This is a genomic window from Rhizobium sp. 9140 (assembly GCF_900067135.1).
Lineage (GTDB): Bacteria > Pseudomonadota > Alphaproteobacteria > Rhizobiales > Rhizobiaceae > Ferranicluibacter.
In genome coordinates this window covers 1,072,997-1,093,078 of record NZ_FJUR01000001.1, presented here as the reverse complement: position 1 = coordinate 1,093,078, position 20,082 = coordinate 1,072,997, and the positions used below count along the sequence as shown (strand labels likewise).

The following is a 20,082-nucleotide window of genomic DNA, read 5'->3' as shown; positions in this document are numbered from 1 at the left end:
CCCGGAGATGAAGGCATTATTGCGGCGCAACAATGCCTTCTCTTTTTCGCTACTTGAAGTTGTTCAGCGTACTGCCGACAGAGGCCGCCTGCGCGACCGGCGCTGCGGTCGAACTGACCAGGGTTGCGAACTTGCGCACCTCGGCGAGCGACGAGTTGGCGATATAGATCAGATCCCGGTTCCGCAGGCTGAAGCCCTTAAGGAGGAAGAAGCCGTTCGGATCCTTCAGGTCGATCTGATAGATAACATTCGTTGTCGCACCGGATGATACGACCTTGCCCGGTACCATGCGCTGCACGAGCGAGGTCGGCTCTGTGCGGTAGATGAAGACGCCGCGCGCATTGGCCCGCTCGTCGTTCAGACCGCCAACCTTGGCAAGTGCCTGGTTGAGGAAAAGCTGCGATTCGTCGAACTGGATGGAGGCATTGGCCGTTGCGGCACCGAACACGGTGAAGCTCCGCGGCTGGCGAATGAGCGCGATGACGTCATCCGACTGGACGTAGATGTTCTCGCTCGGATCCGAGATCAGCCGCTCCATGGGAACGGTTTCCGTGCGTCGGCCGCGCGTAATCTGGACGGAGAGCTGATGCGATTCGATGCGCGGTCCGCCTGCCATCGCAATGACATCAAGCAACTTCTCGCCACGGGGCGAAAGGGCGATGCGGCCACTGCTGGCGACTTCGCCGGTGACGGTGACCGTGTTGGAAACGTTCTTGACGACGCTGACGAGAACCTGCGGTTGGATAGCGATGCGCGTGAGCGCATTCTCGATGGCGGCCTTGACCTGCTGCGGCGTGCGGTTGGCAGCCTGCACGGTGCCGGCATAGGGCACGGAGATTGTGCCGGATTCGGAAACCGGCTGTTCCGGTATCTGCGTCGCGCCCTTGGCGGAACCGCCGGAGAAAAGACCGTCAGGCGACGCTTCCCAGATGGAGACAACGACCGTGTCGCCAACGCCGATAATGGAGGAGCTTCGCTTGCGCGTATTGCCCAGTGTTTCGGCGAGCTGCGTGTCGAGGCTGCTGGAGAGGAGCGAGACGATGCCCTGGGTGACCGGAATCACCGTGTAAGGCGAATAGCTATCCTTGGCTTCCTGGAGAATCTGCCCGGAACTCGGTCCCGAGCTCGGCATAACCGTGCAGGACGTGGTGCTCAGGCAGATGGCGGCCAGCGACAAGCTGGTGAATTTGGTCAAGAACGGCATGGGCACCCTCAAGCGCAGATCCTTCAGACGAAGATGATCTGCTCCCCCGAAATAGCGGTGTCGTTTTGGTTATCTCAACACCAACTGGTAAACAATGACTTCAAGGTCGCACCAGATAAAAACAAACAGGCCTCTGCAAAAAGGGCACAGTCCCTGAGGTCAGTATCGGTTGGACTCCAGGATGTCAGGTGGACGGGTCCACACGGAATCCTTGAATTTTACGGCCTTGCGAAGCGGAAATGCCTTGAACAGCGCTTCTCCGGTATAGGTCAGTCCCTTCCAGTTTCGATCGATGAAGCCGATGGCATCGGCCCAATCGGTTGGTTCCATCAATGGCTGCAGATAGCTCAGCACGGTCTCGCGATCGGCACCGCCATAAAAGTCGATCATACGATGATCGATCGGCTGGGGGCCATCGAAAGGTAAGGCCGCAGCCTCGCCGCGACCGGTCGAAAACCAGGCGCAAGGGATGTTGTAAGTTTCAGCTATGACCAAACCGTGAAGACTGGTGGAGAGAATCCGGCGGCAGGCGGCGATCTCACGCACCTTCCGCTCGAAACCCTCCATGGTCGCATCCGTGTATGTGTTGATGATCGTAATGTCGTCCGCCAGTTCCGGCGGAATGGCATATCGGGCCAGCTGCGCCTTGACGGTTGCCGCCGCTGTCGCCTCGTCAAGCTCGGAGATATGGACGATCACGCCCAGTTCGAAGCGCTTCTCAAGGTCGGGAAAGGGGAAAATGCGCGGCAGGAACCAGACGGGATCGCCGAAGACATCGGGGACATCCAGACCCAGAGCCCGCAGACCGGTGGCCGTTTGCCGTCCGCGAACCGCGTGCACGACGAGTTCCGTTTCCGGGGGCACAGCGTAAGGCGAGAGGGCGCCGGATGGCCCGCGATTGAGGTCGAACCCGGTGCCCCATAGATGCACGCGCGCACCCTGCTGGGCATGCCCGATGGTGCCGACGGCTGCCAGTCTCTCTCTCGGTTGGTCAAAGGCTGCCGGCTCGATCCGGAGGCCGGACATCACGGAAACGACCACTGCGCTCAGGGCATCGCCCAGATTGGCGTCGGGATGCCGGTCGGTCGTCCAGACCCAGGAGAGACGTACGGCTTCGGCCGCACCCCGGTCGCTTGTCACCAAGGCACCGGAGGCTGCCGATCTGTCGGCAGAGACGGAACGACGGAAAAGTCTTTTGGCTGCTTTTAAAGGCACGTCAAACTCCGCTCAGGCCACGGGCATGCGCCGCCAGTTTCGAAAGCCAGCCGCGCGATGGCGGTGCACCTTCGGTTGGCGGCCGATGGCGCTCCATGGGAAGCGAAGCAATGAGAGGGTGATCGAAGGCGCTGCCGGTCGGACCCTTGTCGAGCATCGTCCCCGGCAAGGGGAAGGCATCGATCAGATCCTCTCCGGTAAACGTCTTCTGGTACCAGATGTCGTCGATCGCCCGGATCAGCACGCCCCAGTCCGTCGCCGTGCGGCGGGGCTGGTACCAGACATCGAGACTTTTCTGGCCGATGCCCTGGTAGAGATCGACAAAGCGAAGATCGAGCCCCTCCTCTTCCATCAGGTCGATCTTCCCCGGACCTGCCTGTGCAGCGCGGGGTGAAAAGTAAAGACAGGGAATGCCGTAGGATTCGGCAAAGACCATGCCGTGAAGGCTGGTAGAGACGATACGCTTGCAGGAAAGAATCTCGTCGAGCCGCTCCCGCAGCGCGCCAACAGAAATCGGGGTGACCGTATTGATCAGGCGCACGCTCGACCGGTCGGCGTCCGAGACATGGTGGCGCAACGATTCCGGCTTGGGGTGTGCTTCGTAAGCGCGATCTTCCAGTTCGGACAGATGCAGAATAACGCCGAGTTCGCAGGTCTTTTCGACCGGTGCGGTGTGAAACCGCGGCAGCAGCCAGAGCGGATCGCCGAACACGCCGGCCTCTTGTGCGTCGGGCGCCAACAGGCGTCGACTGAACGGACCGCGCGTCGCATAGGTGGTGATCCGGGTGTCTGCCGGCGTCTGATAGGCGATCTTCGGCTTGTCGCCTTGATGCGGATTGAGGTTCGGCGACGTGCCTGTTCCCCAGAACGAAACGTCGCCGCCCGCAAACATGTGCCCGATCGTGCCGACCGCCGCCAGCCGCGTGGCCTGGGACTTGGCAGCCATGTGATGCACCGGCAGGCCCGACATCATCGAAACAATAACGGCGGACAGGGCGTCACCAAGGTTGAGATAGGATTCCTTACCCGTCGTGGTCACCCAGGAGAGCGGAATGGTGCCCTCCGATTTAACAATATCAATGAGTTTTTGAGACAAATTCCACCATCGCGGCATTACTGAAATGGGCTTACCGGCCGCCCGGTATCGCCTTGGCCCTTTGGCCGAGCGTATACCATAGGCGAATAGTGTGCGAAAGTGGCGCGAGTAAGCCTATCCTTGCGGGACGATCCCGCGTTTTTCCTACCGGCTTTGCGTGACCTGCAGCGCGCAGCCGCAACGCCTGACGAGTTTTCATGTATCGCCTTTCCATGACGCCGCTGACGATTGAGACGCCGAGCGTGCTTTTCGATCTTTCGCGACTGGTGCGCAGTCGCCACAAGCCGTTCGGCACCGGCGTCGATCGCATAGACCTCGCCATCGGCCTCGATCTTGTCGCCCGCTTCGGCACCAACTGCCATTTTCTGCATGCAGGCATCCACGGCGTCTGCCGGCTCAAGCATTCCCTCGGCCGTGCCGTCCTCAGCCATCTCGATGCCGCCTGGAATGGCAGCCCTGGCAAACGACTGGAGAAAAGCACCGACTGGCGGCTCTCGGTCACGCCCTTCGTCGATCGCAGGGCACATCGCCTGCCCGGCTCGATCATCAATCGGCAGACCACCTATGTCGTTGCCTCCCATTCCGGCCTGGGCAAGGTGAAGGGCGGCATGAAGCGGCTCGATCCGACGGCCGAGATGAAGCGGGTCGTCTATATTCACGATCTCATTCCGATCGATTTTCCGGAGTATCAGAGGCCGCAGACCTATAAGCAATTCACCGCCTATCTCGATGAACTTTTCGATGCACCGGTTCAGGTCGTCGCAAACTCGAAGGATACGGCTCTGCGCATGCAGGCCTATGCCGCCGCGCAGGGCATGAGGCTGTCGGGCACGGAGGTGATCATTCCCACTCTGACATTCGGTGCCCCGGCTTCAGCGCCGGTCGCCCCTGCCGTTCGCGCCGTCATCGAGGATTCCAGCCCCTATTTCGTGACGCTCGGCACCATCGAACCCAGAAAAAACCATCTTCTGCTGCTGGAGATCTGGCGCATGATGGCGGATCGACAACAGATCCCGCGCCTTTGCATCATCGGCAAGCGCGGATGGGAAAACGAGAACGTCATCGACATGCTGGAACGGTCGCCCGTCATTCGGGAACATGTGCTGGAGTTCGGCGGTCTCGGCGATCACGAGGTTCAGTTGCTGCTCAAGGGCGCGAGAGCTCTGCTTTTTCCCTCCTTTGCCGAAGGGCTCGGCATTCCTCTTCTTGAAGCGGGAGCGCTCGGCGTTCCCGCCATCGTCTCGGACATTCCCGTGTTTCACGAGATTGCGCCTTCGGATACTGTCTTTCTCAACCCGATCGACGGTTTGGGATGGATGCGCGAGATCCTTGCCCGAAGCGGGCAAGGCACAACAAACGAGACGGAAGGCCAGGCGTGAGCGTTACCTTTACCAATGTGCACAAGACGCTTCGTCAGAAGAACGAGAAGACGAAGGTGCTGGACGATGCCAGCGCTCTGTTCCCCGGCGACAAGATCACCGGAATCCTGTCTCCGCCCGGCGGCGGAAAGACGACAACCGTGCAGCTGACCACAGGCAAGCTTCGTCCCGATATGGGCAGCGTGCGGCGAGAATCTCTCGTTTCCTTTCCGGTCGCTGGAGGCGGTGTGTTCAACAATGCCCTGACGGGACGGGAAAACCTCGCCTTTCTTTGCCGCGTGTTCGGTTTCGACCCCCTGCCGATCATCCGTTTCGTGATCGATTTTGCCGAGGTGGGCAAGGCGATCGACAAGCCGATGAAACTGCTCAATCGCGACGAACGCACGCGCCTGCTGTTCACCTCGGCCTATGCAATTCCATTCGAAACTTACATCGTCGATGAGACGCTACTGGGTGGCCGTGGTGCGTTTCGCGAGCGGTGCGTAGAACTGGTCGAGGAGAGGATGCAGACGTCAGGCTTCCTGATCTTTACGTCGTCAGCGGTCCTGGTACGCCGTTATTGCAACGAATTCTTCACCATAGACCGCATGAAAATCACGCAGATGGACAGCGCCGACGATGCCATTGCCGCCATCGGCGAGGATCGCCTGAAGTTCGGCGCCGGCGATATCGATGGCATCGACGAGAACAGCGACGACACATCTGTGATCAATCCGGGATGAGACCCGCCGTAGATCCACAAACCGAAAGACTGCCGGTCCTCACCTATGCCTTTCATATGCAGGCCTGGAAGCGAGAGGTGCTTCGCCGCTATTTTCCGGAGCGGACCTTCGTTTTCGTTCCCTTCTTTCTGAGCGAAACGCAGCTTCGGAAGGATTGGCTGGACCGGATCGATCTCACAGCCTCGCCCGAGATTTTCGTCTGGAGCCTGAACCTGCCGGAAACGGCCCGGGCATTCGCACGTCGCAACGCAATCCCCGTCCATGTCGTGGAGGATGGCTTCATCCGTTCGGCCGTTCCGCATGCCGGCCGCACGCCGCCGCTATCCCTGATCGTGGACAGGCAGACAGCCTATTTCGACAGCCGGACCGCCTCCGATCTCGAAGACATCCTGCAACATCACGACTTCGAGGGAGATCCCCTGTTGATGGAGCGGGCGCGTCAGGGGATGGCGCTGCTTCTCTCGACGGGAATCAGCAAGTACAACGCCCCCTTGCGTGAGGTCGCCTTGCCATACGGACCCAAGCGCAAGCGACGGGTGCTGGCGCTGGGCCAGGTGGATGGCGATGCATCGATCCGTTTCGGCTGCCCGCGGCCCGTGACCAACGACAACATGGTGCGGCAGGCCGTTGCCGAAAACCCGGATGCCGAGGTCATCTACAAGCCGCACCCCGACGTGCTGAGTGGTGTTCGAAGCTCGTCCGCAGACCTTTCCGAACTCGCGCGCATCTGCACGGTCCTCACAGACCGCATCCCCCTGTCCCGTGCCTTCGAGACGATCGACCATGTCTACGCCATCACGTCCCTTGCCGGGTTCGAGGCGCTGCTGCGGGGGCTGCCCGTCACCGTTCTCGGGCTGCCCTTCTATGCCGGATGGGGTCTGACGGAGGATCGGCAGACATCGGCGCGCCGGCAGCGGCGCCTGACCATCGAGCAGGTGTTCGCCGCGACATATCTGCTGTATCCCCGCTATTTCGAGCCAGAGACGGGTAAGAACACGACGTTCGAGGCCGTCATCGGCGATCTCCGCCGCCCTGTCGCGCCGGCCTTCGCCTATCGGAAGCCCCCTTCGTGGCACGCCTCCGGGCCTTACGGGGTTCTCGGCTGGCGCCACGCACTGGCGCCGATCGTCGCCGCTGCCGTCAAACAGGTCGCAACGGCCGAAGATGCAGATTACTATCGGCACTACCCGATCGACTTCTTTCGCGAGCGGCCCGAACGCGTCCTCCGCACCATTGGACGTCTCCTTTATCCTTTCGACGAAAGGCCGGACCGAAAGAGCGATGCACCCTTCCGGTTGCTTCCGGAAGGTCAATCGCCTAGATAACCAACGCAATTCGCTTCAGGACGCGGTCTTCCCATCCTTACAGACACATCTCCCCCTCGAGATGTGGGCTCGCCGCCCGCACCGCATTCGAGGGGACGAAGACAGGACGATAAGCATTCGATGACCAAGCCCCGCGTGATGATCGACGGTTATAATCTGGCCCTGGAAAAGGGAACGGGCATCGCCACCTATGCCCGCAATCTCAGCGGCCATCTATCCGAACTCGGCTACCCCATCGACCTTCTCTACGGCGTTCGCGCTTCGGTCGGCAAGAATGCCCTGCTTTCGGAAGTCGGGTTCTTCGACCCATCGACGCGGGCGCTGAAACCGACGGAGGTCATCAAGCGGCTGGCGACGTCGCCGCTCGGCACCACGTCGCGCCAGGTGCCGATCACCGGCAAGGTCATCGCGCGGCATGTGCCGGGCGGATTGCCCAAGCACGAGCGCATCTTCAACTTCCGCAATCTCTATACGATTTCGCGCTGGCACTTCCGCACCTACGGCCAGTTCATGCAGACGAGTTACGACCAGTCCGCCGACATCGCCCACTGGACGTATCCGCTGCCGATCAAGCTGAAGAACGCGGCGAACATCTACACGATCCACGACCTCGTGCCGCTGCGCCTGCCCTATGCCACGCTCGACAACAAGCGCGAGTTCCTGAAGACCGTCCGAAAGATCGCCGACAAGGCCGATCACATCGTTACAGTCTCGGAAGTCTCAAAGCGCGATATCGTTGAACTTCTCGGCGTGGATGAACGCCGGGTGACCAACACCTACCAGGCGGTCAACCTGCCGAGCCATATCCTCAACCGCGACGAGGACGAGGTGCGCAACGAGGTTGCGTCGATCTTCGGACTGGAGCACAAGAAGTTCTTCCTGTTCTTCGGCGCGATCGAACCGAAGAAGAACATCGGCCGGATTATCGAGGCCTATCTGGCGAGCCAGGTCAGCTATCCCCTCGTCATCGTCGGCCAGCTGGTGTGGAAGAATGCCAACGACCTCCGGCTTCTCGGCGTTCCCGGCGGCGGCAAGAAGACGGACGTCTATGACCCGACGGTGGGTCACATAACGCGCTCCTCCTCGATCATGCGTCTCGAATATCTGCCGCTGAGCCTTCTGACGTCGTTGATCCGCTGTGCCCGCTCCGTCGTCTTTCCCTCGCTCTACGAAGGCTTCGGCCTGCCGATCCTCGAAGCCATGCAGTTGGGAACGGCCGTCATCACCGGCAGCGAAGGCGCCAATCCGGAAATTGCCGGCGACAGCGCCATCGTGGTCGATCCCTACGACGTCAATGCGATCGCGCAGGCCATTCGCAATGTCGCCCATGACGATGCACTGATGCGGTATTACGAGGCCGAGGGTCTCGAGCGGGCAAAATTGTTTTCACCGGAGCGCTATGCAGAGCGGCTCGATTCGCTCTACACCACATTGAAGTAACACCTAGATGCAGTCGATACGGAAAAACAGCGATGAGTGACGAAAAGGCTCGGCTGGACGGTCTCGTGGCGCGTGCGCGCGAGACGGCAATTTCGGGTGCCAGCCCGGAGATCTCGGCCGTTCTCCTTGATATGGCGGCAGCGCTCGATGCGGCGCACAGCGCCGAGGAAACCGTTCGTCGCGAGGCATTCCGCGAGGGTATCCGTGGTGCCGCCAAGGTCATCCGCAATCGCCAAGCCACCCCCGGCTCTCCCCTCGGCGACCTTCTCTCCTCGGCCAATGCCGATCCAGAAGCCTTCGCGAACGAAGTGTTGAAGGTCGCGGGCGGAGAACCCGTGACGGTGGCCGATCTGCGGCGCCTGCGCCAGAAGGTCAATACGGCGATCGAAGGCTCCGACGATATCGATGACGATCTGAAGCGGATCTATTATTCCGTGATGACCGAGCGCAATCCGACAGCCGCCGACATCCTGCCGCCGGGCTCCCCGTCCCGCTCGCTCGATGTGACCACGTTCATTCTGGAGCGCATCCTGCGGGATGGCTGGTGGACGCTCGGCAATAGCGGCATCAATGCCAACGATCAGCCGGTGGGCAAGGTCGGGCTGTCGCCGGCGCAGAGCTCCAAGCCCCAGACGGCACCGACCCCGCCGCTCGCGCTGCTGTCCGCGCTTGTTCTGACACTGATCGAGACCAGCAAGGGGCGCTGACGCAGGCGTCGCGGTGCCGAGCGCTTGCGCGCTCAGGCCTTGTTGCGCAGCCTGTCGGCGAGGTTAAGCTCCTTCACGTCGTGCTGCAGCACCAGCCCCTGAAGCACCGGGTGCTCCCAGATGGTTTCGCCCGGACGGGCTTCCAGCGGCGCGACATCGAGCGGGAAAGCTGCGATCAACGCTTCCGCATCAAACGCCTTCGGCGTCCAGGCACGGTCGATGGCAGAGATGAGATCCTCCCAATCGGTCGGCTCGGCATGCGGCAAGGCATAGACTGGCAGCTCCGTGAGGCCGAGACCACGATAAAGATCGATAACCCTGGGATCGAGGTCGCAGGTCTCGTCGAGTTCTCGTGTCTGCAGCCCCTTCGCCGGACCATGCGTCGTGAAATGCAGGCAGGGAATATTATAGCTTTCGGCAAAGACCATGCCGTGCAGGCTGGTGGAGACGATGCGCTCGCAGGCCAGAATGTCGTCGATCCGTGCCTTCATGGAATTCATGTCGATAGACGTGACCGTGTTGATGAGGCGGACATGCGGGGCGAACGCTTCCGGAATCCTGTACCGCAGCAGCGTTTCCTTTATATGCGCTTCCGGATCGCGATCGGCGAGTTCCGACAGGTGGACGATGACGCCGAGCTTCCAGGTCTTTTCGACGGGCGGCGCATAGAAGCGCGGCAGCAGCCAGACGGGATCGCCATAGACGCCGACCGTGCCCTCGGCCGCGCCGGTGGTCAGAGCCTCGGACAAGGGACCCCGCGTCGCCGTGACATGGAACGTTGAGTCTTCGGAAGGCACAAACGGGATCAAATCATCCTTCGCCGCCGACGGATTGGTCCAACGCGATGATCCCGTGCCCCAGAACCAGACCTCTCCACCGGCAAAGCCATGCGCGATCGTGCCGACGCAAGCCATGCGCATCGTCTTCGAGCGGGAGGGAACCCGATGGACCGGCTTTCCGCTGAGGAGCGCCACCATGACCGGGCTCAGGGCATCACCGATATTGAGGTAATCCATGGCCATCGTCGATCCTGCCCACGACAATGGCACGGAACCCGTCTTGCGGACCTGCTCGGCGAGCCTGTTCATCTTCATCTGTCGATCTTCCTCGTTCCGACCCTCAATGGCTCGGCGGTTCTATGGAACGGATACTTCGGAAACCGGAGGTTTCCTGCGTGTGGTTCACGCGTCTGCGTCCGGCATCGGCATGAGCGTGAAGAGTTCCTGCGCCAGCTTCACGCCCCGCAACGCGTATCGGCCGATGGAGACCACCTCCCTGTCGCCCGGCGGCGGTGCCGCGGCCACAAAGGGCGAGGACATGACGACCGTGCGATCGACGAAACGGCAAAGCGAGGCGATGCGGCTGACCTCGTTGACGGCGGGTCCGATGACCGTGAAATCGAGGCGGTCGGCGCTGCCGATATTGCCGTAGAAGACGTCCCCGATATGCAAGCCGAGATAGACTTCCGTTGTCGGGCGGCCTTCCATGGCACGGCGTGCGTTGAGATCGGCGAGCTTGCCCCGCAGGCGCCGTTCGGCGTCCAGCGCCCGACGACAGGCGTCCTCCCGCTCCTCCGCCTTGAAGATCGCGAGCGTGCCGTCGCCGATCAGTTTCAGCACATTACCCCCGGCCTCGTGGATGGAGGTGATGACCGCATCGGCGTAATCGTTGAGGAACGGAATAATCTCGTCCGGGGCGAGGCTTTCGGTGATGCGGGTGTAGTTCTGCAGGTCGGAAAACCAGAGCACCGCCGAAATCCGCTCGGCCTTGCCCCGGGTGATGCGGCCTTCCAGCACGTGACTTGCGGCGTCTTCGCCGAGATAGACTTCGGCAATCGTCCGCGTGACGCGGCTCAGCGATCCTGCCTTGATGGCAAGGGCGAGGACGGGCACCAGCGAGCGCAGCGCATCGACCCCCTTATCCGAAAAACCACCCTCGTCGACCGTCGTCCAGTGCGAATAGAAACAGTCCATATCGCCGATATGGGCGTCCGGCGAGAAGCGGTGGATCATGGCGATATAGTCGCGATGACCGTCCGCCAGCAGCGTGTCCAGCGCATAGAAATCGGTGGGATCGCCGAAGCCGATCCGGCGGCGCAGCTCGTTGCCGTTGGTTTCGCGCAGGTGGTAGAACGGCGAGCGCTTCCAGTTTTCCTCGGAGACGCCTTCGTTCGTCGGGCCGTATTCGAACATACCCTTGCCCGGCTCACGGCTGTCCCACTGAAAGGCACGCCCTTCATAGACCGGGTGGAGGGTGTCGATGAGCGCGAGCCCCCTGTCAAGCGGCAGCCCGGCCTCGCGCAGGTGCTCGCAGAAGCCGCGCATGATCTCCATCTCGTCGGAGCCCTTGAGACCCTGCGTCGTCAGCCATGCGGAGATGCGTGCCATTTCGCCTGAGTCCATGTCCGCCACTCCCTGTCCCCGTCGTCATGATGCTGCAGTCCCGGCCCCTCGGCTTCGAAACGGAACGGCAAGAAATTGTTCGAGGGTGTCGGGTTCTACTGCATATTCCGCCAAACCGGAATCGTTTTCAGTCCGATTTCCGAAAGGTCAGACGAACATTAAGATGCGTCGGTGTTTAAGAGTCCTTCGACGCATAGAGCGCGCGGGAGCGTTCGAGGTGGCGCAGCATGGCCTGCTCCGTTGCATCGGCGTCTCGGGCGACGATGCAGTCGATGATGGATTGGTGCTCGGAGAGCGTCACGGTTTCCTTGCCGGTCCAGATCAGCATATGCGTGTGGTAGCCGCGCAACCAGGCGAGCATGGCTTCGCTGACGGCGATATAGATGGGATTACCGGAGATGCGGGCGATACGGCTGTGAAACTCCATGTCGGCCGCGATGAAGGCGGCGGCATCGTCCAGTGCCGCCGCCTGCCGACCGAGGATCGCGTTGAGGTCTGCAATATCGGCTTCGGTGGCCTTCACTGCGGCTTCCCGCGCCATGCCCCGCTCGAAGAAAATGCGCGCGCTCTTCAGGTGCTCCAGCGTGTCGGAGGATTTCGCGAGCATCATCTGGGCGGTCGTATCCACCTGACGCAGGATCGACCGGGCTGTAAGCTCCAACACCCGGGCGCGTTCCCCATGCGAGATGACGACGAGGCCCATATTGGCCAGTGCCTGCATCGCCTCGCGGATCGCCGGCCGCCCGACGCCGAAGCGCTCCATCAGCTCCCGTTCGGAGGGCATTTCGTCGCCTGGGTTCAGTTCGCCGGACGTGATCATCGCCTGCAAGCGGGAAAAGACCTCGTCGGACAGTTTTCGGCGCGTGATGGTTTCGGTCGGCTGGCTCATGAGGTTCCAGATATTTGTTCGATCCTGCATCTTCGCATGCCGCAACGCGCTTGGAAAAGGGAAACGCGTCCGCGCCTCGCTTTCTCCCCTGTCGCAACGGCTGCTGCTTCTGTGCATTTTCCGGTCATCGATACTTGCGTCATTGTTATACTCATTATACCAGTTCATCAACGACGATCTGCCGGAGCCGGCAGGTCGAGACGGGGAGGAGAAGCCGATGATCACGGTGACCTATCGCATCGAGACGACGGGAAGCGTCGAGGCCATGGCTGCCAAAATCGCCAGCGACCAGTCGACGGGGACCTTCGTGCCGGTGCCGGGTGAAACGGAAGAACTGAAGGCCCGGGTTGCCGCCCGGGTGATCGCGATCCGGCCGCTTGAGCCCGCCAAGACGCCGAGCTGGCCGGAGGTGCCATCGGATCACGGAACCATTCACCGGGCCGATGTGGACATCGCCTTTCCGCTCGACGCCGTGGGCACGGACCTCTCGGCGCTGATGACGATCGCCATCGGCGGCATCTTCTCCATCAAAGGCATGACAGGGCTTCGCGTCGTGGACCTCAAGCTGCCGCCGGAATATGGTGCCGCCTATCCCGGCCCCCAGTTCGGCCTGCCGGGCAGCCGGCGGCTGACGGGCGTCGAGGGCCGGCCGATCATCGGTACCATCGTCAAGCCGGCGCTCGGGCTTCGACCCATGGAAACGGCGGAACTGGTCGGCGAACTGATCGGCTCGGGCGTCGATTTCATCAAGGACGACGAGAAGCTGATGAGCCCGGCCTATTCGCCGCTCAAGGAGCGTGTCGCGGCCATCATGCCTCTGATCCTCGACCATGAGCAGAAGACCGGCAAGAAAATCATGTACGCCTTCGGTATCTCGCATACGGACCCCGACGAGATGATGCGCAACCACGATATGGTGCTCGGCGCCGGCGGCAATTGCGCCGTCGTCAACATCAACTCGATCGGCATGGGCGGCATGGCCTTCCTGCGCAAGCGCTCCGGCCTCGTGCTGCATGCGCACCGCAACGGCTGGGACGTCCTCACGCGGCATCCCGGCATCGGCTTCGACTTCAAGGTCTGGCAGCAGTTCTGGCGGCTGCTCGGCGTCGATCAGTTTCAGATCAACGGCATCGGCGTGAAATACTGGGAGCCGGACGAGAGCTTCGTCGAATCCTTCAAGGCCGTATCCACGCCGCTCTTTTCGCCTGCGGATTGCCCGCTTCCGGTTGCCGGGTCCGGGCAATGGGGCGGGCAGGCGCCGGAAACCTATCGTCGCACCGGCCGCACGACCGATCTTCTCTACCTCTGCGGCGGCGGCATCGTCAGCCATCCCGGGGGACCGGCCGCGGGCGTGCATGCCGTGCAACAGGCCTGGGAGGCCGCCGTTGCCGACATCCCGCTCGAAACCTATGCTCTCGACCATCCCGAGCTTGCCGCATCCCTGAAGACCTTCGGCGGGAAGGATGGCTGACATGGCGGCACCCCTGCTTCTGAGCTATTACGGCGACGATTTTACCGGCTCGACGGACGTCATGGAGGCGCTGGCCTCCCATGGCGTGGAAACCGTGCTCTTCCTGCGCATTCCCGACGACGCGCTGTTGCAGCGCTTTGCCCATTGCCGCGCCATCGGCCTTGCCGGCACCAGCCGCAGCGAAACCCCGGCTTGGATGGATGAACACCTGACGCCGGTCTTCCAATGGCTGAAAGGGCTGGAGGCGACCGTCTCTCACTATAAGGTTTGCTCGACCTTCGATTCGGCCCCTGCGGTCGGCAATATCGGCCGGGCGATCGAGATCGGGCTCGATGTCTTCGGGCAGAGCCTCGCACCCCTTGTCGTCGGGGCGCCGCAACTCAAGCGCTACACCGCCTTCGGCCATTTGTTCGCCGGCTATCACGGTGAGGTCTATCGGATCGACCGCCATCCGGTCATGAGCCGGCATCCGGTGACGCCGATGAACGAGGCCGATCTCACGCAGCATCTCGGGCACCAGACAAGCCTGCCGGTTGCGCTGGTCGATCTTACCATACTCACGGATGCGCAAGTCGATGCGCGCGCCGCAACGCTTGCCGGCGACGGCATTCTGATGCTGGACGTGGAGGGACCGGAGACACAGAAGGCGGCAGGCGCGCAACTTCTGCGGCTTGCCAACCACGGTTCGCGGTTCATGGCGGGATCGTCGGGCGTCGAATATGCGCTCCTCCACGCTTGGCGCGCCGCAGGACTGGTCAAGGGCGCACGCGACTTTCCGTCCCCCGGCAAGGCAGACCGGATCGCGGTCGTCTCTGGCAGCGTCTCGCCGACCACGGAGCGGCAGATCCGGCAGGCAACAGGCGCCGACGGCTTCGACGGCGTGCCACTTGATCCTCTCGCTCTTCTCGGGGAGGACGGCGAACGTGTCATCGAGCACGCAATCCGGAATGCGCAGACGAGCCTTGCAGCCGGCCGCAGCGTCATCCTTCACACGGCCCTCGGTCCGCAGGCCGATCGTGGCGGCGAGATCGACCGGGTGGCCGGCAGCCGGCATCGTTTGGGTCAGATGCTTGGCCGGATTCTCCTGCACCTCATCGAAACGCAAGGTCTTGGCCGGGCCGTCATCGCAGGCGGCGACACGTCAAGCCATGCGCTCGGCGCCCTGAAGGTCGATGCCCTCACAACCCTGCTGCCGCTGCCGGAAACGCCGGGATCGCCACTCTGCACCGCTCACGGCCTGCATGCACCGACCAATGGACTGCAGATTGCGTTGAAGGGCGGACAGGTAGGACGCGACGGCTACTTCGCCCAAATCCGCGACGGGCGCGCGACTTCGGCTGGTTGACTCATTATACCAGTCGCCCTTACATAGCCTGACCTGATTGGCCGGGCTGGACCGTGAACGACAATTTTCAAGGACATTGACCATGCCGAGTTTTCGAGGAGCGCTGATCGGTTGCGGCTTCTTTGCCGTCAACCAGATGCATGCCTGGCAGGATGTGCAGGGCGCCGAGATCATCGCCATTTGCGACCGCGACCCGGAGCGCCTGCGAATCGTCGGCGATCAGTTCGCGATCGCGCGCCGCTATAGCGACGCCGCGCAGATGATGGCGGATGGCGGCTTCGATTTCGTTGACATCGCCACCACGGTCAACAGCCACCGCGCGCTGGTGGAGATGGCGGCTTCGCACCGTCTGCCGGTCATCTGCCAGAAGCCGTTTGCGCCGACGCTCGCCGATGCCAAAGCCATGGTCGCCGCATGCGATGCGGCGGGCGTTCCCCTGATGATTCACGAGAATTTTCGCTGGCAAACGCCGGTCCAGGCGGTGCGGAAGGCGCTGGATGCTGCGCAGATCGGCACGCCGTTCTGGGGTCGCTTCTCGTTCCGCTCCGGCTACGACGTGTTCTCGGGCCAGCCCTATCTGGCCGAAGGCGCGCGCTTCATCATTGAGGATCTGGGTATCCACACGCTCGACATCGCCCGCTACATTCTGGGCGACGTCACGACGCTGACTGCCCGCACCAAGCGCGTCAATCCTGCGATCAAGGGCGAGGATGTCGCGACGATCCTGCTCGATCACGAGAACGGCGCGACTTCGGTCGTGGATGTCAGCTATGCGACGAAGGTTGCCGTCGAGCCCTTCCCCGAGACGCTGATCGAACTGGACGGGACCGAAGGCTCGCTGCGGCTGATGCAAGGGTACCGGCTGGAGATCACCAATGCGTCCGGCACGGAGATCCGCGATGTGTCACCGGCTCTCCTCCCCTGGGCATCCCGCCCGTGGCACAATATCCAGGAAAGCGTTCTTGCCATCCAGCAGCACTGGACGGAGAAACTGGCAAGCGGCGCGGAAACATCGACCTCCGGCGCCGACAATCTGAAGACCTTTGCACTGGTGGAGGCGGCTTATGAAAGTGCCGCAACGCTGCAGCCCGTCGCCATCGGACCGCTGATCGCATGACGGACACCGCGCTCGCCTTTCGCCTGACCGGCACCGTTCGCACTGAGCCGGATTCCCGTGTGCTCGCGGCTGGAGGACTTTCGGCAGAGCTTTCCGGCGGCGCGCTGCGCAACATCCGCTTTGACGGGGTGGAGGTGCTTCGCGCCGTGTCGTTTCTCGTGCGCGATCGTGACTGGGGCACCTGTGATCCCGACATCGAGGACCTCGTGGTGAACCAGCGCGCGGACGGTTTCACCGTCACCTACCGCGCGCTATGCCATGGCCCGCATGAGACACGGCTCGGCATCCACGCCCGTATCGAAGGTGACGCTCAAGGTCGGCTCGGCTTTTCCGGCACGGCATCATCCGGGACGGGGTTCGAGACCAATCGCTGCGGCTTCTGCGTCCTCCACCCGATCGTCGGCGTGGCGGGAACGCCGGTGCGCGTTGAGCATGTCGACGGGACCATCGAGGCCACCGTCCTGCCGGACCTCATCGAACCCTGGCAACCCTTCAAGGAGATGCGCGCCATCACGCATCACGCTCTGCCGGGCGTCAGCGTCGAATGCCGGATGGAGGGCGACACGTTCGAGATGGAGGACCAGCGCAACTGGTCGGATGCCTCCTACAAGACCTATGTCCGCCCGCTCGCTTTGCCCTGGCCTTACCGGATCGAGGCGGGCGTCGATGTCGTGCAGAAGATCACGTTGCAGATCGTGGACGAGCGACCGCGCCGTACGGGTTCCCCCTTCGCGCTCTCGGCCGGCCCTGCGCGGCTGACGCCGGGGCAAGGCCCTGCAAAGCCGCTGCCGCCCATCGGGCTCATCGTCACCCCCGAAGAAGCCGCGGCAACCCGGGCGATGCTGATGGCCGGCCTCGACCCAAAGGCGCAGGCCCTGCTTTTCCACGTCGATCCGCTCGCGGGTCATGACGACAGCGTATTCGATGCCTTCGTGGCTCTCACGGCTCAACACCCGGGTTTGTCCACGCTGGAGATCGCGCTGCCGTGCGGGGAGCCTTTTGCTGATGAACTCCGCGCGATGGCTGCGGCGATGGACAGAGCAGGTTTCGCGCCGGATGCCGTCATGGTGTCCCCCGCCGTCGACCGGCAATCGACGCCGCCGGGCAGCGCCTGGCCGGCGTGTCCACCGCTCGAAGATATTTATACCGCTGCGCGCACGGTGTTCCCGTCGCAGATGCTCGGCGGCGGCATGCTCAGCTACTTCACCGAGCTGAACCGTAAGCGCGTACCGGCGGCAACACTCGATTTCATCAGTCATTGTACCAACCCGATCGTGCATGCCGCGGACGACCGCAGCGTCATGCAGACGCTGGAGGCGCTGCCGTTCATTACCCGCTCGGTGCGCGCGATCTATGGCGACCGGCGCTACCGCATTGGCCCGTCCACCATCCCCATGCGCCAGAACCCCTATGGCAGCCGGACGATGGACAATCCGGATGGCAGCCGGATTCCGATGGCGAACCGGGACCCGCGCCAGAACGGCCTTTTCGCCGCCGCCTACGCCATCGGCTATGCCATCTCGGTCGCACCGGCCGGGCTCGATCAGCTAACGCTTTCGGCTCTCACAGGCTCGTTCGGCCTGATCGCCGGCGCAAACGAACCCGTTCCCGAAGGCGGGCGGCGACCACTGTTTCATGCCGTCGCCATGCTCGCGGGTCTTGCCGGCGCGGAGGCCACCACCATTGCATCCAACCGGCCGGATGCGGTTCTCGCAATGTGCGCGCACAGAAGGGATGACCGGACGATCCTTGCCGTCAACCTGACGCCGCTGCCGCAGACACTCGATCTGTCCGCGCTCGGCATCGCTTCGGATGCATCGGCCTTTCGGCTGGATGCGGAGACGATGATCGATGCTGCGGTCGGTCCGCTGAAAGGCGAACAGCTCGGCACCGGGGACGTTCGGCTCGGCGCTTATGGCGTGCTGCGGATCGACGGCTAAGCGCGCATTTTTCCGAAGCGGCGCCATGACGTTTGGGCTATCTTCTCCCTTGCGACTGTGATCGCCGACCCGGAGGAGCCACGCTTATGACCCTCATCCGCACCCCTCTCGTGCATCTGACCCTCATGATCGGCCTTGCCGTATCCCCTGCACAGGCGGCCTCGCCGCAGCCGGTTGCGGGTGAAAACGGCATGGTCGTCACGGCCCAGCATCTGGCCTCGGATGTCGGCGTGGAGATCCTGAAGCAGGGCGGCAATGCGGTCGATGCCGCAGTGGCGGTTGGCTATGCGCTGGCCGTCGTCTATCCCACGGCCGGCAATATTGGCGGCGGCGGCTTCATGACGGTGCGCCTTGCCGATGGCCGCACCAGCTTTCTCGACTTTCGCGAGCGGGCACCGCTTGCCGCGACGAAGACGATGTATCTCGACGATAAGGGCGAGATCACCAAGGGCCGCAGCACCGACGGCTATCTCGCCGTCGGCGTGCCCGGATCGGTGGCCGGTTTCGAGGCCGCGCGCACCCGCTTCGGCACCCTGTCGCGCGAAGCGCTTCTGGCTCCCGCCGTCAAACTGGCAGAGCAGGGTTTCATTCTCGATGGTGGCGATGTCGCTTCGCTCGGCAACAGCCTGAAGAAGCTCGGTCGCGACCCGGCCGCCGCCGCGATCTTCCTGACCCCGGATGGCCAGGCGCCGAAGATCGGCGCGACGCTGGTCCAGCCGGACCTCGCGCGCAGTCTGGCTGCGATCTCCAAGACGGGGCCGGACGCGTTCTACAAGGGCGCGATCGCGGACGACATCGTCAAGGCGAGCACGGAGAAGGGCGGCATCCTGACGAAAGAGGACTTCGAGCGCTACGCGGTGCGCGAATTGAAACCTGTCACCTGCACCTATCGCGGCTACGAGATCATCTCCTCCCCGCCGCCAAGTTCCGGCGGCGTCATCCTCTGCGAGATTCTCAACATTCTCGAGGGCTATCCGCTCGGCGAGCTTGGCGCGGGCTCGGCGGCGACGGCGCATGTGATGATCGAGGCCATGCGCCATGCCTATGTCGACCGCAACTCGGCGCTCGGCGACCCCGACTTCGTGAAAAACCCGGTCGAGAAGCTGCTCTACAAGGCCTATGCTCAGGAAATCCGCGGCAAGATCGACCTTAAGAAGGCCGGCGTTTCCGCCCAGCTTACACCCAAAGGGCTCGGGGAGAGCCACGAGACCACGCATTACTCGATCATGGACAGCGCCGACAACGCGGTCTCGGTGACCTATACGCTCAACGGCTCCTTCGGCGCCGGCGTCGTGGCGCCCGGTACCGGCATCCTGCTCAACAACGAGATGGACGACTCCACCTCCAAACCCGGCGCACCGAACCTCTACGGGCTCGTTCAGGGCGAGGCCAACGCGATTGCGCCGGGCAAGACGCCGCTCTCCTCCATGAGCCCGACCATCGTGACCAAGGACGGCAAACCGTTCATGGTCATCGGCAGCCCCGGCGGCGCCCGCATCATCACCATCACGCTCGAAGCCATCCTCAACGTCATCGACCATGGCATGACGCTGCAGGAGGCGATCGATGCGCCGCGGCTTCATCATCAATGGATGCCGGACACGGTCGCGATCGAGCCCTTCGCTTTGTCCGCCGATACGTTAAAGGTGCTTCAGGGCATGGGGCATGATGTCGGCCCGGACAAGAACTGGCCCGCCTGGGGCCAGGCTGCCGGCATCCTCGTCGGCGGCAGGACGGCGGCGGAGGCGGCGGAAGGTTCTGAAGGCACTCGCTACTACGGCGCTATGGACAGCCGCGCCGCATCGGGCGCGGCGCGGGGATATTGAGCGT

Annotated in this window: 16 protein-coding genes; 10 read left to right on the top strand and 6 right to left on the bottom strand. The window is 62.8% G+C overall.

The genetic code is table 11. The annotated features are described in order from the left end of the window. Window positions 1-49: 49 nt before the first annotated feature. The 3 genes from GA0004734_RS05055 to GA0004734_RS05045 form a co-directional block, all read right to left on the bottom strand. Window positions 50-1,204 carry a polysaccharide biosynthesis/export family protein gene (locus tag GA0004734_RS05055; RefSeq protein WP_092931742.1) on the bottom strand — a complete coding sequence of 385 codons (1,155 nt, stop codon included), beginning with the start codon at window positions 1,202-1,204 and terminating at the stop codon, window positions 50-52. 159 nt (window positions 1,205-1,363) lie between these two features. Further along, window positions 1,364-2,344 (bottom strand): polysaccharide pyruvyl transferase family protein, encoded by a 981-nt coding sequence (locus GA0004734_RS05050; RefSeq protein WP_245292346.1) that lies wholly within the window; start codon window positions 2,342-2,344, stop codon window positions 1,364-1,366. Between the two features lie 76 nt (window positions 2,345-2,420). Beyond that, complete coding sequence (locus GA0004734_RS05045) at window positions 2,421-3,458, bottom strand: polysaccharide pyruvyl transferase family protein (protein ID WP_245292345.1); 1,038 nt, start codon at window positions 3,456-3,458, stop codon at window positions 2,421-2,423. Between the two features lie 254 nt (window positions 3,459-3,712). Between GA0004734_RS05045 and GA0004734_RS05040 the strand changes: the two genes are divergently transcribed. The 5 genes from GA0004734_RS05040 to GA0004734_RS05020 all read left to right on the top strand — a co-directional run bounded on the left by GA0004734_RS05040 (window position 3,713) and on the right by GA0004734_RS05020 (window position 9,088). Then, window positions 3,713-4,894, top strand: a complete 1,182-nt coding sequence (locus GA0004734_RS05040) for a glycosyltransferase family 4 protein (RefSeq protein WP_092931738.1) — start codon at window positions 3,713-3,715, stop codon at window positions 4,892-4,894. Continuing rightward, complete coding sequence (locus GA0004734_RS05035; RefSeq protein ID WP_092931736.1) at window positions 4,891-5,616, top strand: hypothetical protein; 726 nt, start codon at window positions 4,891-4,893, stop codon at window positions 5,614-5,616. The genes GA0004734_RS05040 and GA0004734_RS05035 overlap by 4 nt, the downstream gene beginning before the upstream one ends. Beyond that, a complete protein-coding gene (locus tag GA0004734_RS05030) occupies window positions 5,613-6,941 on the top strand; it encodes a capsular polysaccharide export protein, LipB/KpsS family (RefSeq protein WP_092931734.1) in 1,329 nt (442 codons plus the stop codon). Before GA0004734_RS05035 ends, GA0004734_RS05030 begins: the two co-directional genes overlap by 4 nt. A gap of 120 nt (window positions 6,942-7,061) precedes the next feature. Further along, window positions 7,062-8,381, top strand: a complete 1,320-nt coding sequence (locus tag GA0004734_RS05025; protein ID WP_245292344.1) for a glycosyltransferase family 4 protein — start codon at window positions 7,062-7,064, stop codon at window positions 8,379-8,381. A gap of 32 nt (window positions 8,382-8,413) precedes the next feature. Continuing rightward, window positions 8,414-9,088, top strand: coding sequence for a hypothetical protein (locus GA0004734_RS05020; RefSeq protein ID WP_092931732.1), 675 nt, complete (start codon window positions 8,414-8,416; stop codon window positions 9,086-9,088). A gap of 32 nt (window positions 9,089-9,120) precedes the next feature. Here GA0004734_RS05020 and GA0004734_RS05015 read toward each other — a convergent pair whose 3' ends face one another. The 3 genes from GA0004734_RS05015 to GA0004734_RS05005 form a co-directional block, all read right to left on the bottom strand. Then, on the bottom strand, window positions 9,121-10,182 hold the full coding sequence (locus GA0004734_RS05015; RefSeq protein ID WP_245292343.1) for a polysaccharide pyruvyl transferase family protein: 1,062 nt from the start codon (window positions 10,180-10,182) through the stop codon (window positions 9,121-9,123). An 87-nt stretch (window positions 10,183-10,269) separates the two neighbouring features. After that, window positions 10,270-11,490, bottom strand: a complete 1,221-nt coding sequence (locus GA0004734_RS05010) for an adenylate/guanylate cyclase domain-containing protein (RefSeq protein ID WP_092931730.1) — start codon at window positions 11,488-11,490, stop codon at window positions 10,270-10,272. A 175-nt stretch (window positions 11,491-11,665) separates the two neighbouring features. Continuing rightward, window positions 11,666-12,379, bottom strand: coding sequence for a transcriptional regulator NanR (locus GA0004734_RS05005; RefSeq protein ID WP_092935929.1), 714 nt, complete (start codon window positions 12,377-12,379; stop codon window positions 11,666-11,668). 217 nt (window positions 12,380-12,596) lie between these two features. Between GA0004734_RS05005 and oiaX the strand changes: the two genes are divergently transcribed. The 5 genes from oiaX (at window position 12,597) to ggt (ending at window position 20,078) form a co-directional block, all read left to right on the top strand. Next, complete coding sequence (oiaX, locus tag GA0004734_RS05000) at window positions 12,597-13,850, top strand: 3-oxo-isoapionate-4-phosphate decarboxylase OiaX (protein WP_092931728.1); 1,254 nt, start codon at window positions 12,597-12,599, stop codon at window positions 13,848-13,850. Beyond that, window positions 13,843-15,195, top strand: coding sequence for a four-carbon acid sugar kinase family protein (locus GA0004734_RS04995; RefSeq protein ID WP_092931726.1), 1,353 nt, complete (start codon window positions 13,843-13,845; stop codon window positions 15,193-15,195). Before oiaX ends, GA0004734_RS04995 begins: the two co-directional genes overlap by 8 nt. An 82-nt stretch (window positions 15,196-15,277) precedes the next feature. Further along, window positions 15,278-16,312: a Gfo/Idh/MocA family protein gene (locus tag GA0004734_RS04990; protein WP_092931724.1), complete on the top strand. Its 1,035-nt coding sequence runs from the start codon at window positions 15,278-15,280 to the stop codon at window positions 16,310-16,312. After that, window positions 16,309-18,252 carry a D-apionate lactonase gene (locus GA0004734_RS04985; protein ID WP_092931722.1) on the top strand — a complete coding sequence of 648 codons (1,944 nt, stop codon included), beginning with the start codon at window positions 16,309-16,311 and terminating at the stop codon, window positions 18,250-18,252. Before GA0004734_RS04990 ends, GA0004734_RS04985 begins: the two co-directional genes overlap by 4 nt. A gap of 86 nt (window positions 18,253-18,338) precedes the next feature. Continuing rightward, window positions 18,339-20,078, top strand: coding sequence for a gamma-glutamyltransferase (ggt, locus tag GA0004734_RS04980; protein WP_092931720.1), 1,740 nt, complete (start codon window positions 18,339-18,341; stop codon window positions 20,076-20,078). Window positions 20,079-20,082: the final 4 nt, after the last annotated feature.